The organism is Terriglobales bacterium, from assembly GCA_035764005.1.
Lineage (GTDB): Bacteria > Acidobacteriota > Terriglobia > Terriglobales > Acidobacteriaceae > Gp1-AA112.
On record DASTZZ010000124.1, the window covers coordinates 31,315 to 44,570 of the forward strand.

Here is a 13,256-nt window from a genome sequence, read left to right on the forward strand (position 1 = left end):
AGTCTGATCTCTGGCCGCCAGTTGCGCGCAACAGCGGCTCCGCTTGAGAACCATCGGCGGAGCCGCCAACTGATTGAGCTAGGGTTTCGCGCCGCCCAAAGCCGCCGTTGCAAGACTTCCACCCAACCCCATCGTCTCGACTGCCGACGAAGGCACAATCACCATCGAGCCGCGCTCTTTGATGGCTTCGTAAAGCATGTTCATCGCGCGCAGATGCAGCGCGACAGGATTGTCCTGATAAGTCGCCGCAGCCTGCGAGAACTTGTCGGAGATCTCGGTTTCAGCTTGACCTAAAATGATACGTGCCTGTCGCTCGCGTTCTGCCTGGGCCTGACGCGACATCGCGTCTTCGAGCGCCTGGGGGATGCGTACATCGCGAATCTCTACTGACTGTACGGTGATTCCCCATGGATTCGTCTTCTCGTCCAGGATGCGCTGCAACTCGCGGCCGAGCGTCTCGCGTTCGGTGATCATCTGCGAAAGTTCGTGACGACCGATTGACTCGCGCAGTCCAGTTTGCGCGCTCATCGTGATCGCCTGCACGAAGTCTTCAACTTCGAGAATTGACTTCTCCGCGTTCCACACCATCCAGAAGACGATTGCGTCCACATTCACCGGGACGGTATCGCGCGTGAGTGTCGATTCAGCGGTTACGCTGGCGACGCGGATACGCTGATCGACGAAGCGGCTCAGGCGATCCACAATGGGAACGACGTGGAACAGGCCTGGCCCGCGCAGGCCAACGTAGCGTCCGAAGCGCAGCACGGCCACCTTCTCCCACTGATCAGCGACCTTGATGGCAAACAGCAGGTAAATTCCCACCGCCAGGCACACATAAAAACCCGTGCGGCTGCCCAGCGCCATCATCAGCGCAAATCCGATTCCGATGGAGATGACGCATAACGCCAGCGCCGTGCCGCTGATCCGATTTTGATTGATGTTCCACATAAATCACCTTCGCTTTCTTACTTCGCTCCGCATCTCTTCGAGTTGTTCGATGAGTTCTTCGACCGTGAATCCGGCTGCGCCCGCGCGCGCCGCAAAATCGGCGACGAGTTGATCGAGGCGGCGGCGCCGGTCAGCGTCGTTGTGATTTACCTTCTGCTTGCTGATGAAAGTTCCTGTCCCTTGCTGCGTCTCCAGAATTCCGCGGATTTCCAGCTCGCGATAAGCACGAATCACCGTATTCGGATTGATCGCGAGATCCACAGCAAGCTGACGCACTGTTGGAAGCTGATCGCCTGCAGCTAGCGCGCCGGCAGCGAGTCCGCCCGTAACCTGGTCAATGATCTGCCGGTACACCGGCACCCCGCTATGGACATCAAGCTCGAACCGGAACGGCTTGCGTTTTGGGAGTGCGGGACTCACGGTACATATAATGTACTAGTTTTATAGAACAGTCAAGGAATGCATTGGTTGCCCCGGAACTGACGCTGTCTTGGCTGTCGATGAAGGCCCCCTGCGCTTCACTCCGGACAAGCCTGAATCCCGTCCATGGAGCCCGCGAATTCTGCTGCAAGTACCGCAAACGGCGCGTTACTCAAAAATGATCGTGGAATGTCGATGCCGCTGAGATTTGAAATGTGGGAAATATCAGATTTCACCGCGAACCCTTGGTACGCGCAAACACAATCACAACCCCATCTGGATCGGCGACCGAAACTGAGTCGGCATTCTCCTCAGGTTTCAGACCGCGTTTCCGCAATTCGCTGGCTGCGCGCTTCACATCAGGGACTGCAAACACGACTTCGGTAGGCGCGTTGTTGCTTTGGAGTTGAATTCCTTCACCAGAATCCCCAGGCAAGCGCAGGCGAATTCCATTTTCGGAACCTGCATCCTCGAAGCCCAGCTTCTTGTAAAAGGAATGCTCGGAATCCAAATCCTTCACCGGCACGCTTGGGCGCACCATCTTGTCTCCAATGCGGTTCGCTCCGAGATGCATGCCGCGCGCCTCATAATGCAGTGAGCCAGGCATGTACTGCGTGAATTCGAAGGTCTGTCCTTCGGGATCGTGGAGGACGAACAGAAGATTGCCGGCTCGAGCTTTGCGGGGGGCAGGCGCGTCCACTCCCTGCTCAACGTAATAGGCGTGGAGCGATTCGAGATCGCTCGCCTCATAGCAGACGTGCATGAGTCCCAGCGGCTGCGATTGGTCTTTGCGCTGGTACAGCTCGATGTACTGGCGATCGTTCACCTTCACGTATGACACCGGCGGCTTGCCCGGATCGTTGAACGCAAACGCCTCTTCGAATCCGAGAGCGCGATAGAACTCGCGCGATTTGGGAACGTCAGTTACGTGAAACGCTACATGCGCGATTCCCGCGAGATTCGGCGACGGCTTTGGAGCCGGCGTCGCTTGCATTGCAAATAGCAGAAAGAGGCTTACAAGATTGGTCAGCATGGGTGAGCCGCCTGGGCGTTCACAGGCTACAACGCTGACAAATTCGTTGTGCGTGGATTTTGATAAATGAGAACACGAGGTCATGACCTCTCGTGTCTTCTGCGCACGCTCGAGGCTCGTTATTCTCATGAGAACACCATGCGTACTTCGTCTCTCGCTCGAAAGGCTGCCTCTGTCCTGATCCCCGCGCTCGCTTCGGTTGTCGCGTTTCAGGTCTGCACTGCGCAATCGACGCTCGCCAAAATTTTCCAACGCGCCAAAGCCGCACACTCAACCAGCGTAAACGGTCTCACGAACGACAAGATCGTTGCTGGATTAAAGGAAGCATTGACCGTGAGCACTCGGAACGCTGTGGCCTCGACAGGACGTCCGAATGGCTTTCTCGAGAACGAAGCGATCAGGATTCTGCTGCCCGATAAGCTCAAAAGAGTCGGCAACGGCTTGCGACTTGTCGGCATGGGATCGCAGGTGGACGCGCTCGAAGTCGGCATGAACCGCGCTGCCGAGCAAGCGACGCCTGCGGCCAAGCAGATATTTATCAATGCGGTAAAACAAATGAGCTTCGCTGATGCGCGGCAGATCCTCTCCGGCAGCGATACGGCGGCAACGGACTATTTCAAGCGGCAGAGTTCAGAGCAGCTCAGCGAGGCCTTCGCGCCGATTGTGCATCAGGCGATGGAGAACGTTGGCGTGGTGCGCCAGTACGATCAGCTCATGAAAAATCCCATGGCGGCACGAGTTGCCGCGAGCCAGAACTTCGATCTCGACGATTATGTCGTCGGCAAGACCGTCGACGGTCTCTTCTATGTGATGGCTCAAGAAGAGACGAAGATCCGCAAAGACCCAATGGCGCGGACTACGTCGTTGTTGAAGGAAGTGTTTGGAAGCGGCAATAAGCAATAGGCAATAGGCGATAGGCTGCACAGGCTACTGATTGCTCAGAATCTGCTTGCCGGATACTTCCGCGAAGACGCGGGGATCATTTCCCAGAATAGACCTGACTTTGTCACTGTCGTCCGCGGTCACGAAGAGGAATACGCGATGTGGGCCGCTCCATTCCCTCAGTAGATCTTGACTGTTCAGGAATATGTGTGGAGCGTCAGGATATTTGGATCCCCAGAGCAGGGAAGTGCTTCGTCCATTCACGAGCAGCACCTGTCGCTGAAGGTAAAAAGTCAGTGAAGACCCATATGCCTGGTCGCCGTAAATCATTACCTCGTCTCCTGGACGAAGCTCGCGCTGGATGTCGCGCGCAAGAATCCGCGAAGACATGAACGGACCAAAACGAACCAGCGCAATATGTGCGGCGAATAGAAACGTGGCCGAGCTGATGGCGAGCGTCCAAACCGCAGTTCGTGATGAGCGGCGATGAATGATCAAGGCGAACAGCGGGCCGAGCAGCAGAGCGAAAGCAGCGAGCAACGCTGGGAGACGCAAACCGGCAAACGCCGCCCCAGTCAGATCGAAGAACTTGGACATTGAGAGCGTGTTATCGGCGACGCGGCGGTCGGCGAGGACTGCTCCCAAATCTGGTGGTACCGGCAGATGCCGCGAAGACCACACACCCGCAATCAACGCCACGCCCGCTGCAGTTCCCAGAACGGAAAGCATTGCGTACGCGACCGTGCTCCAGCGACTGCGAATGCGCTCGGAACTCAGGGCGTCGGCGGCGAGCAGGAGCAACGGTAAATAGGCAGGGAATGTGTAGTACTCCTGATTGGTCGAGATCGCGAAGAAGACCAGAATCAGGCCCGACCACACGAGGCAGATCATGCGCGTGCGATCTGCGAAGGTCCATTCAGTAGGAGCGCGCTCTTTTGCGCGCTGTCGCAAGTTCTCGACTACGCGTGCGAGGAAGAGACTCCACGGAAACAGCCACACAAAGTGCAAAGTCCAGTAGGCGATTGCCGGCAGCTTGTTATAGTCCTTCGGATACCGCTTGCCCAGGAATCGCAGCACGTGCTCGTTGATGAAATAAAACCAGAAGAATCCCGTGTTGCGGACGCCGGCGAGTATATGCCAGGGCGCTGCGATTAATAAGAACAGCAACGTGCCGGTGAACAGATGAAATTCGCGCCAGCGCTTCCACTCGCCGGTCACGAGTAGATACGCGATCAGAGTTCCGCCTACGAAGATGATCGCGACCAATCCCTTCGCGAGAACAGCCAGTGCTAAACACACGTAAGCTGCATACCAAAGCCGCGACCTGTTTCCGCGCTCCAGCGCCAACACGGAAAAATACAGCGCTCCCGCGATCATGAGTGCCAGCAACGCTTCGGGAATCAGAATGCGCGTAAAGAGATAAAACCCGATCGCCGTCACTACAAACAGCGCAGCATAGATACTCGCCCGTACGCCAAAAGCTCGTCGGGACCAGTCCGCAGCGAGCAGCGTTAATAAAAAGATCGTGATCGCCGTCGGAAGTCGAGTTGATGTCTCATTAACCCCGAACAGTTCATAGCACGAGGCGACGAGCCAATATGGGAGTGGAGGCTTCTCCAAGTAACGAATGCCATCGACATGCAGCGTCACCCAGTCATGAGTCGCCACCATTTCTCGCGCGGCTTCCGCATGCGTGGCGTCAGCGTCGTCGAAGATTGCAGGCGAGGAGAGAGAGCCTAGATAAACGAAGCAGAAGATAAGAAAAACCGCCAACCACGCCGGCCAGTAGCGGCGAAGAACTTCAGGCCATGTATTGGCAGAGACCTGCGGCGGACGCAGTTCGATTATGGGTGGGGGAGCTATTGCCAAGTTCTATCTTGAAGGCGGGACGTATTCTTGCGGCAATTGGGAACCTTCGCCGAAGAAGTACGCCTGCAGTTGCTGCGCCAGAAATTCCTGCGCTTCTCTCTTCCAGGGCTGCAGCCGGTATTCGTTCATCAACATCTTCTGGTGCTCGCCCCAATCAGCCCACGCTTGCTTCGAGACATTCTCGTAAATCTTTTGGCCGAGTTCGTTGTCGAAAGGCGGTTCGTCGAGGCCCTGCATCTCCCGGCCATACTTCACGCACCGCACCATATGTGCCATGTGCTTCTACTCTCCTCCGTGGCTAAACAAACGATTTTACAAGAACCGGGCAAGAGCGAACACGAAGGTCACGGAGGCAAAGCAGGAGGTCACAAAGCTGCTTCGTGACCTTACTGCTCTACCTTCGCCACCTTCGTGTTTGCCTCTTGGTTTTTCGTTCTTCTTCCGCAATCGCGAACTGCAGCTTCCGCTGAACACGATCAATCCGGTCAAGAATGACCTGCGCGCGATCGCCGATTGAGTACGCATGCCCAGAGCGGTCGCCGATAATCTGCCGCGTGTTTTCGCGGTAGGTGTAGCGATCGTCCGAGAGTGATCCGATTGGCACTAAACCTTCGACGAAGAGATCCTCGATCTCCACGAACAGGCCGTACTTGGTCACGCTCACGATAAGCGCCGGAAACTCGTCGCCGATTTTGTTCTGCATGAACTTGATCTTTTTCCATTCGATCAGCTCGCGTTCGGCCTCGTCGGCTCGGCGCTCAGTCATGCTGGAGCCGATGGCGATGTCGTGGAGTGCATCGAGCGGAATAATTTCGGTTGGCTGCTTCTTTTGTTTTTCATCCTCTTCTCTGCGCTTCGACCAGGGCGAGGCATTTTCGCTTGAGTGGGAAACACCCGGGCGAGGGCGCCCGGCTCCACGTTGTCCATCGTGTCCACTTCGTCCACTGTGTCCATCCATCTTGTCGTTGAGCACAGCTTTCAGAATGCGGTGAACAATCAAATCGGGGTAGCGGCGAATGGGCGAGGTGAAGTGCGTGTACGTGGGCGCGGCCAGCGCGAAGTGGCCTTCGTTCTGTTCTGAGTAGCGCGCCTGCTTGAGCGAGCGCAACATCAGGTAAGAAAGAATTCGCTCCTCCGGCTTGCCTGCGATCTTCTCCGTGAGCTTCTGGTACATACGCGGCGTTATGTGTACCTCTTCGGGAATTTCGTGTTGCCGAGGATTGCGTCCACTGCCGTGGCGCTCACGCCGTTCTCCGCGGGTTTGAAATCGCCGCACAGGCAACGACACGCCGAGCGAATACCCAAAAGCGGCCGCTAGCAGTTCGAAGTCATAAACCTTCTTTGCATCAGGCTTCTCGTGAATGCGATATAGCGAAGCGATGTCATGGCTTTCGAGATATCCCGCGACACATTCGTTCGCAGCAAGCATGAACTCTTCGATGATGCGATGCGAGAATTTGCGTTCTGAGCGTGTAACGCCGCGCATGAGTCCGGCTTCGTCAAACTCGATCACGGGCTCAGGCATGTCGAAATCGATGGAGCCGCGCTTCTCGCGCTTGCGATTGAGGATCTTCGCCAGCTCCTCCATGCGCTGAAACTCGCTTACTAGATGCGCGTATTGTTTGCGCATGCTCGGATCGCCGTCGAGGATCGCCTGCACTTCGTTGTAGGTCATGCGAGCAGCGGAGCGGATCACGCCTTCGTGCAATTCGTAGCCGACGATCTCGCCGGCATGATCGATCTCCATGATGCAGGAGAGCACCAGCCGCTCGACCTGCGGACGCAGGCTGCACATATCGGTCGAGAGCTCCAGCGGAAGCATCGGCACGGCCCGATCTGGGAAGTAAACCGAGGTTCCTCGTAGCCCCGCTTCGGCGTCGATAGCCGAGCCGTCGGTCACGTAATGAGCGACATCCGCAATGTGCACCTGCAGCTCGTAATTGCCGTTTTCCAGTTTGCGGACGAGCACAGCGTCGTCAAAGTCGCGCGCAGTCTCGCCGTCGATGGTCACAATCGGTAGATCGCGATAATCCTTGCGCCGCGTGACCTCGCGTCGATCCAATACGGCCGTGAACCCCTCAGCCTCCTCCAACACCTCGGCGGGAAAAACATGAGGGATATGGTGCTTGCGAATGACGATCTCGACATCCACGCCGAAATCATCTTCGTAACCGAGCACCTCAATGACTTTTCCGCGCGCATTCTGCGTACCTGAAGGCCATTGAATTACCTCGACATCGACGACCATGTCTTCGAGATCGGAGTGCTGAGTACGTCGGGATTCTTTGCCGATTACGCGATGCCGCGACTCGCGGCCGGGTGCGGGTGGTGAGGGAGCATGGCCCGCCCTAGCTGTAGATTCGGGAATCTCCATCCCGCGCGGAATCATGATCGGATCAGCAAGCTTGTCGTCCATAGGTTGGACGTAGTTGTAACGGTCGCCGTAATGAAACGTTCCGACCACCGTCGGATGTGCCCGGCCCATCACCTTGATGATCACCCCTTCGACGCGGCCGTCTCCGCGACTTGATCCGAGTTCGACGAGGACAGAGTCGCCGCTCATCGCGGCGTTCATGTCCCGCGGAGATATATAGATGTCGCCCTGAATCCGGTCGCGCACTGCCGGATCGCGCGGGCGCACGAAGCCATAGCCGTCCCGATGAACGGACAATTCCCCGGCAACCAGGTTCTTCTTCGCTGCGGCGGTCGGCAGACCAAAGCGGTCCCGTCCGGTGCTCACAAGCTCACCCCGGTCAACCAGCTTATGCAGTCGATGTTCCAGATCGCGCCGTTCGGATCCGCCGCTCAGGCGAAGCTCGCGGACGAGTTGCTTGAATCCGGCAGCCTGGTTCGGCTGTCGCGCGATGCGCGCGAGAATCTCGCGATCAGTGGCCATATCGGGATTGTACGAAAACCTCTTTGTTGGCGACTTGTGTGCACGCTGACACAGCCGTGTACCGGCAGAAACGCGCTGCTGCTCACGATTGCGCACTAAGTCGCGTGAAATCAATGCAGGTCATCTTGGAAGACGCCTTGCAATTCTGTGGGCGACTGCGCAAGCAGCGGAGGTGACAACGTGAAACACTTCAACCGGATCTCTTCAACTTCAATGAACGTCGCGGCCAATGCGGTGACGCGCGTCGTTCCCAGCGGCAAAGCAGTGATTGCCCCATTCGCTGCCTTGCTGATTACCGCCTTCGCCCTCGGCACTGCCGGGTGCGGAAAAAGTAAGAGCAACAACCAAAGCGCGAACCAGAGCCAGCCGGTTCCACAGAGCGTTTCTAACCAGAACCTCGCGGAGACAACGCCGAGCGCGATCCGGGCCGCGGTGAACCAGCCTGAAACGGGAAAGAAGATCTCGGTGAAAGGTCCCGTCAGGAGAGCGTCGGTTCGGACCTTCAAGGACTCTGACTCCGGAGTTTCTTTCCTCTATCCGCGCAAAGCCGTGCTGAAGGCCGGCGAGAAAGCTGAGAAGGATTCAACTTCGCAGGATCGCTTGCCGATGAGCTACGTAGGTCCGGGCGGGTCAACCCTCGCGGCGATCGAATTACCGAGCAACAAGAAAGATGAACTGGGCGATCTATTTCTTCTAAACGTGAATCAGGAGCTGACTGCCGATCAGTGCAGCCAGTTCCCTGGCGATTCCCAAACCGGTTCGGACGAGTTGCAAACCGACGGCTCCGCCAATCAACAGCCAGTGTTTGTGCCAGGAGTGAAGACTAGCTTTCGCGGCGTGGAGTACTCCGAACTTGATAAGCAGAACGACCAGACCCTAATCCGCTACTATCATCGCTTCGTGCCGGGAGCGTCGGCCGACAAAGGCGTTTGCTACGAGTTCGGCATGTTGGTGAATGCTGAACCAAAGCAGGATGTCAATGTTGTATCAAACTCCGAGCACAAGGATCTGTTCACTAAGCTGGAGAGAATTCTGGCTACGGTGAAGATCGAGCCCAAAAACGAGAATGACATAGTAGAGACCGCCAAGATCGAAGCCGGCGAAAAGAAGGATGCGGTTGAAGCCGCAAAGGCCGATTCTGTGACTACCACCGATTCGTCAGTGAAAGCCGATGAACATACGGCAGAAACTGCGAAGGCGATCGTCAAAGATGAGAACCCGCGCTAGCTTTACTTGAACAGAGGCCAGAGTGGGTCTGGCCTCTGTACATCCTGCTACAAGCCTTCAGTCATCTTGTAAAAGAACAGCGGTTCGCGCATAACAGAGAGCCATGCCGGCCGTGCTCCAGGACGAGTTGTCGCTGAAGCGCAACGCAGCGTTTCGTCGCCCAAGCTTTGGCCGTCGGAGCACCCTGCAAATCATCCTTGTCGCCACATTCTTCTTCTCGACAGACGCTCTAAAGGAGCTCTCTGCACAATCCTTCGGTCCTGGTTTGAGAACGGCGGAAACGATCGAGCCACCCATTCCGACGTCCGCAGTCGCCAACAGTCGCAGTTGCGATCGTCTTGCGCATCTCTCCGGGCAATTGCAAAGCCGAATCGAAAGTGAGGATCTCTGGCACAGGCCGCCGTTGACTCCGAGCGGCAAGTTTCGACTGGCGCTCAGGAACTTTTCCGACCCTGTAAATATCGGCGGTACAGCCCTTGATTCCGAGATCTCGAATCTCACCAGCAGTCCAACGTCTGCCTTTGGGACCGGCTGGACCGGCTTCGGAAAGCGATTTGGCATGTCGATGGCGGACGATGGGCTGAATGAATTCTTTTCGACGTTTCTGGTTTCGTCGCTCGCGCGCCAGGACCCACACTATCACCGCGATCCCGGATCGAGCACGACCAGGCGCATCTTCTACGCGCTTTCGCGAGTCGTCGTCGCACGTTCCGATTTTGGGAAACCGATGTTCAACTATGCAGAGTTCGTGGGCACGACTTCTTCAGCCCTGCTCGAAACCACTTATCACTTCGAGCGCGACGAGAGCCCAGGAGCGATCTCGAGCCGGATCTTCGTGAGCATCGGCTCGGACGCGGCGTGGAACCTCATGAACGAGTTCCTGCCGGACGTTGCCAAGCACGTGAACCCACGGTTTTTCTTCCTCCGCAGGCTGGCGGAGAAAGCGGCGAAGCAAAACTAAACTGTCCACAGTGTCCACGAAGTCCATTTAGATCGGCATGATCTTGTTTAGCTCCGCCGTGGTGACGCGTTGCACGAGAAAGTGGGACTCGCCTGTTGCTTTCACCTCGCACGATGTCGAGCAAACCGCTCATACCGAGCATTCGTCCCGTCCGCCTCGTCACAAAAGCGATGCAATTGTGGAAAAGCTCCTTAGCATTTTGAGTGGAGTGGGTGAGGGATGCGAGCGTGAAGGTATTTAGGTTCTTGGTGGTATTCGCGGCGGCGGGACTGTGTGCGTGCGGAAATTATTCTTCCTCTATGCCCGGGGCCAATCAGACGGCAATTGTAACCGGCACGTGGAATGCGGTTTTTGCTGCAGGATCGACGATGCCGAGCACAACACTGACTATTGATTTTAGTCAGAATGGGAATTCACTGAGTGGGATGGTGACGGCCGTGAATAATCCGTCCGGTTCATGTTTCCCGGCGATCGCCGCGACAGGCACAAGCTTCACCGTTACTGGGCAAGTTACTTCAGCGGCAAGTTCGAACTTGACCGTGTCAGTAGGTTTTGTTTCGGGATCATCAAACGGCACCCTTATGGGGACCGGAAGTTTGGCTTACTTGAGCACCAGCGCGAACGGTACTTTTAGCTTTCCCGCCGGAGCATCCGGATGTACCAGCGGTACATTTACGATGACCAAGGTTGGTTGAGCATCACGTCATTACTGTAGACAATCAGGCACGTGGTCCTTGTGCTCTTCCATGCCCCTGCCCTTTCATCTGGGTCTTCGCGTTCACACGTGAGGTGATTTCGTTTCTTACTTCCCACAATTCGCGGTAGAGCACGTGTTGTTGACGTTGCCGTAGTATGTCGACTGGACGTCCGGTGGTGCCTAGGACGTCCCCTCCAATGATGCGGTGGGCGAGCTTCATGTGATGAAACCGGAAGAGCTGCATGCGTTCATCGAAATCCAGCAGCTTTTCGGCGACTTCGTGCAGCGTCAAGAACTCAGCGCTGCGGCGATAGAGTTCTTCGGCGCCAAGACCCGCACGGTCAAGTTGATCGAAAAATGCCGCTCCCAACCTGGGAGCGAGATGCAGAAGAGAAAGAAAGCCCGGAGAATCGAGACCGCTGCCGTGACCGAGTCCGGCGCGGATTACGTGGTACTCGTATGGCGTGAGTGTCTCGAGAACATTGAGCAGATCGATCGCTCGATCCAACAGACGAAACGACCGATCCATCAGCTTGATTGCACGAGTGTAGTCAGCGGCGACAATCGATTCGCGCGCACGATCAAGCTCATTCGCGGTGCCCTTCAGAATCAGCTCCGACGCCTGATGCACAACCTGGAACATCAACTCGTCGGCATGTGAGCGTTCGTCCGGAGGTTTTTGCAGCGACAGCAGTTCGTCGGTCCGCAGATAGCGTTCGTAGTCTGTCGCTGCCGTGCCCGGCAAAATCGGCACACTCATCTCTCGATTTTGTGGAATGAGTGGCTGACGTTTTTTCGCGGAGCGCTGCTTCGACGGCTTCTCCGTCAATCGACGATCTCTCCGTCGCGCATGTGAATGATGCGATCGCCGATCGCGGCCGCGTCAGGATTGTGCGTGATCATCAACACGGTTTGTCCGAGCTCCTGGTTCGACTGCCGCAGCATATTGAGCACGACGCTCGAATTCTTGGTGTCGAGATTGCCGGTCGGCTCATCGGCAAGGATCAGCGCTGGATGATTGATCAATGCCCGCGCCAGAGCCACGCGCTGCTGCTCGCCGCCAGAGAGCTCGCTGGGTCGATGACGAAGGCGGCCTTTCAATCCGAGCAGGCCGATAATCTTCTCGAGGTACTCATGGTTGAAGCCGCCGTTTTTACCGGCGATTTCGTGTGCGATGTGGATGTTGGTCATCGCGTCGAGCGTAGGAAGCAAATTGAATTTTTGAAAAACGAAACCGATCTTGCTCTTACGCAGCGCCGTTCGCTTCGCATCAGAAAGTTGTGCAAAATCGACGTTATCGATCAGCACGCGTCCGCTGGTTGCGCGGGTGAGACCACCGAGAATATAGAAGAGCGTCGATTTACCGCTGCCCGATGGGCCGACGATGCTGACAAACTCACCCCGTTCGACATTGAACGACACGCCCCGCAACGCCGGAACATTCACTTTCCCAACGTGGTAAACCTTGCTGACGTTCTCGGCCTGAATAATGTGCGGCATGGCAAATTTTCAGTTTACACGGGAACCAAAAACACGACACGGATCACACGGATTTTACGGATTGCACGGATAATTCGAAGATGCCGCAGCCGCAGGGGCTGAATCCGTAAAATGCGCGTGATCCGTGTCGCGTTTCGAATTCAGCTCGCCGCAACCTGGTGTGACGGCTCTGTTCCCGAACTGGGAAAGGGAGGGGTGAGTTTCCTCGGCCCGCGCTTCTTGATCAGAAGAATGCGAATTCTTTCCAGCAGCTCCGCCGCAGGATAGGTACCTTTGGGAAGGAAGATGTCAGCGACTGTGTTCTTCTCATACATCCGAACTTTGCCGCTGACGAGAATCATAGGCACTTCCGGAGCGAGTTCTTTCAGAACGCGAATCACTTCCGCGCCGTCCATCTCCGGCATGAGCAGATCGGCGAGGACCAGATCTACGGTTCCGGCTTGCTGAAAAGCTTCGAGCGCTTCGCGTCCGCTGCTCGCGGCGAGCACGCGATAACCGCGGGTTTCGAGCATGAATTTTCGAATCGAGAGAGATTGTTCGTTGTCGTCAACGCAGAGAATGACTTTCTTCGGTCGCATCTGGGGATCCTTGCAGTAAAAGCTCCGCGCTTCGGCGGAGTGCAGCGGAGGTCGGTGCTGAAACCGCGGTGGCGCCGCAATCTGATGTGGACTGACGAAAGGCGCTGCATCGTTCTTGAGATGCGCGACGCACAAGTTCCACATGAGCGGCGCCTGAACCGTGATCCAGACGGCCTGCCTGTTTTAATTTTTTCTTCGAAAGGGCGAACGTTTCAGTGAGAAACGGTTCGTGCATCCTACGGCTG

At 56.4% G+C, this 13,256-nt stretch carries 13 protein-coding genes; 4 read left to right on the top strand and 9 right to left on the bottom strand.

Annotated elements, in window-relative coordinates:
- Nucleotides 1–78: 78 nt before the first annotated feature.
- The 3 genes from VFU50_20470 to VFU50_20480 all read right to left on the bottom strand — a co-directional run bounded on the left by VFU50_20470 (nt 79) and on the right by VFU50_20480 (nt 2,401).
- On the bottom strand, nt 79–948 hold the full coding sequence (locus VFU50_20470; protein ID HEU5235244.1) for a slipin family protein: 870 nt from the start codon (nt 946–948) through the stop codon (nt 79–81).
- Nucleotides 949–951: 3 nt separating this feature from the next.
- Complete coding sequence (locus VFU50_20475; protein HEU5235245.1) at nt 952–1,368, bottom strand: GntR family transcriptional regulator; 417 nt, start codon at nt 1,366–1,368, stop codon at nt 952–954.
- 232 nt (nt 1,369–1,600) lie between these two features.
- Nucleotides 1,601–2,401 carry a VOC family protein gene (locus tag VFU50_20480; GenBank protein ID HEU5235246.1) on the bottom strand — a complete coding sequence of 267 codons (801 nt, stop codon included), beginning with the start codon at nt 2,399–2,401 and terminating at the stop codon, nt 1,601–1,603.
- A gap of 138 nt (nt 2,402–2,539) precedes the next feature.
- Between VFU50_20480 and VFU50_20485 the strand changes: the two genes are divergently transcribed.
- Nucleotides 2,540–3,304 carry a DUF4197 domain-containing protein gene (locus tag VFU50_20485; GenBank protein ID HEU5235247.1) on the top strand — a complete coding sequence of 255 codons (765 nt, stop codon included), beginning with the start codon at nt 2,540–2,542 and terminating at the stop codon, nt 3,302–3,304.
- A 24-nt stretch (nt 3,305–3,328) separates the two neighbouring features.
- Here the strand turns inward: VFU50_20485 and VFU50_20490 are convergent, their stop codons facing one another.
- The 3 genes from VFU50_20490 to VFU50_20500 all read right to left on the bottom strand — a co-directional run bounded on the left by VFU50_20490 (nt 3,329) and on the right by VFU50_20500 (nt 8,048).
- The gene (locus VFU50_20490; protein ID HEU5235248.1) at nt 3,329–5,152 is read right to left on the bottom strand and encodes a glycosyltransferase family 39 protein; all 1,824 of its coding nucleotides are present in this window, start codon (nt 5,150–5,152) and stop codon (nt 3,329–3,331) included.
- Nucleotides 5,153–5,155: 3 nt separating this feature from the next.
- Nucleotides 5,156–5,428 (bottom strand): oxidative damage protection protein, encoded by a 273-nt coding sequence (locus VFU50_20495; GenBank protein HEU5235249.1) that lies wholly within the window; start codon nt 5,426–5,428, stop codon nt 5,156–5,158.
- 118 nt (nt 5,429–5,546) lie between these two features.
- Nucleotides 5,547–8,048 carry an RNB domain-containing ribonuclease gene (locus tag VFU50_20500; protein HEU5235250.1) on the bottom strand — a complete coding sequence of 834 codons (2,502 nt, stop codon included), beginning with the start codon at nt 8,046–8,048 and terminating at the stop codon, nt 5,547–5,549.
- A gap of 180 nt (nt 8,049–8,228) precedes the next feature.
- Here VFU50_20500 and VFU50_20505 point away from each other — a divergent pair, with 180 nt between their 5' ends.
- The 3 genes from VFU50_20505 to VFU50_20515 all read left to right on the top strand — a co-directional run bounded on the left by VFU50_20505 (nt 8,229) and on the right by VFU50_20515 (nt 10,931).
- Nucleotides 8,229–9,275: a hypothetical protein gene (locus VFU50_20505; protein HEU5235251.1), complete on the top strand. Its 1,047-nt coding sequence runs from the start codon at nt 8,229–8,231 to the stop codon at nt 9,273–9,275.
- Between the two features lie 103 nt (nt 9,276–9,378).
- The gene (locus tag VFU50_20510) at nt 9,379–10,236 is read left to right on the top strand and encodes a hypothetical protein (protein ID HEU5235252.1); all 858 of its coding nucleotides are present in this window, start codon (nt 9,379–9,381) and stop codon (nt 10,234–10,236) included.
- A gap of 299 nt (nt 10,237–10,535) precedes the next feature.
- Entirely contained in the window at nt 10,536–10,931 is a 396-nt protein-coding gene (locus tag VFU50_20515) for a hypothetical protein (GenBank protein HEU5235253.1), read from the top strand.
- 24 nt (nt 10,932–10,955) lie between these two features.
- Here the strand turns inward: VFU50_20515 and VFU50_20520 are convergent, their stop codons facing one another.
- From VFU50_20520 to VFU50_20530, 3 genes are all read right to left on the bottom strand, one after another.
- Nucleotides 10,956–11,687 (bottom strand): tryptophan 2,3-dioxygenase family protein, encoded by a 732-nt coding sequence (locus VFU50_20520; protein ID HEU5235254.1) that lies wholly within the window; start codon nt 11,685–11,687, stop codon nt 10,956–10,958.
- Between the two features lie 71 nt (nt 11,688–11,758).
- Complete coding sequence (locus VFU50_20525) at nt 11,759–12,433, bottom strand: ABC transporter ATP-binding protein (GenBank protein HEU5235255.1); 675 nt, start codon at nt 12,431–12,433, stop codon at nt 11,759–11,761.
- Between the two features lie 140 nt (nt 12,434–12,573).
- Complete coding sequence (locus VFU50_20530) at nt 12,574–13,011, bottom strand: response regulator (protein HEU5235256.1); 438 nt, start codon at nt 13,009–13,011, stop codon at nt 12,574–12,576.
- Nucleotides 13,012–13,256 lie beyond the last annotated feature (245 nt).

Coding starts and splice junctions, on each gene's coding strand:
- VFU50_20470 (HEU5235244.1), bottom strand. CDS start 948: ATGTGGAACATCAATCAAAATCGGATCAGCGGCACGGCGCTGGCGTTA.
- VFU50_20480 (HEU5235246.1), bottom strand. CDS start 2,401: ATGCTGACCAATCTTGTAAGCCTCTTTCTGCTATTTGCAATGCAAGCG.
- VFU50_20485 (HEU5235247.1), top strand. CDS start 2,540: ATGCGTACTTCGTCTCTCGCTCGAAAGGCTGCCTCTGTCCTGATCCCC.
- VFU50_20495 (HEU5235249.1), bottom strand. CDS start 5,428: ATGGCACATATGGTGCGGTGCGTGAAGTATGGCCGGGAGATGCAGGGC.
- VFU50_20500 (HEU5235250.1), bottom strand. CDS start 8,048: ATGGCCACTGATCGCGAGATTCTCGCGCGCATCGCGCGACAGCCGAAC.
- VFU50_20510 (HEU5235252.1), top strand. CDS start 9,379: ATGCCGGCCGTGCTCCAGGACGAGTTGTCGCTGAAGCGCAACGCAGCG.
- VFU50_20515 (HEU5235253.1), top strand. CDS start 10,536: ATGCCCGGGGCCAATCAGACGGCAATTGTAACCGGCACGTGGAATGCG.
- VFU50_20525 (HEU5235255.1), bottom strand. CDS start 12,433: ATGCCGCACATTATTCAGGCCGAGAACGTCAGCAAGGTTTACCACGTT.
- VFU50_20530 (HEU5235256.1), bottom strand. CDS start 13,011: ATGCGACCGAAGAAAGTCATTCTCTGCGTTGACGACAACGAACAATCT.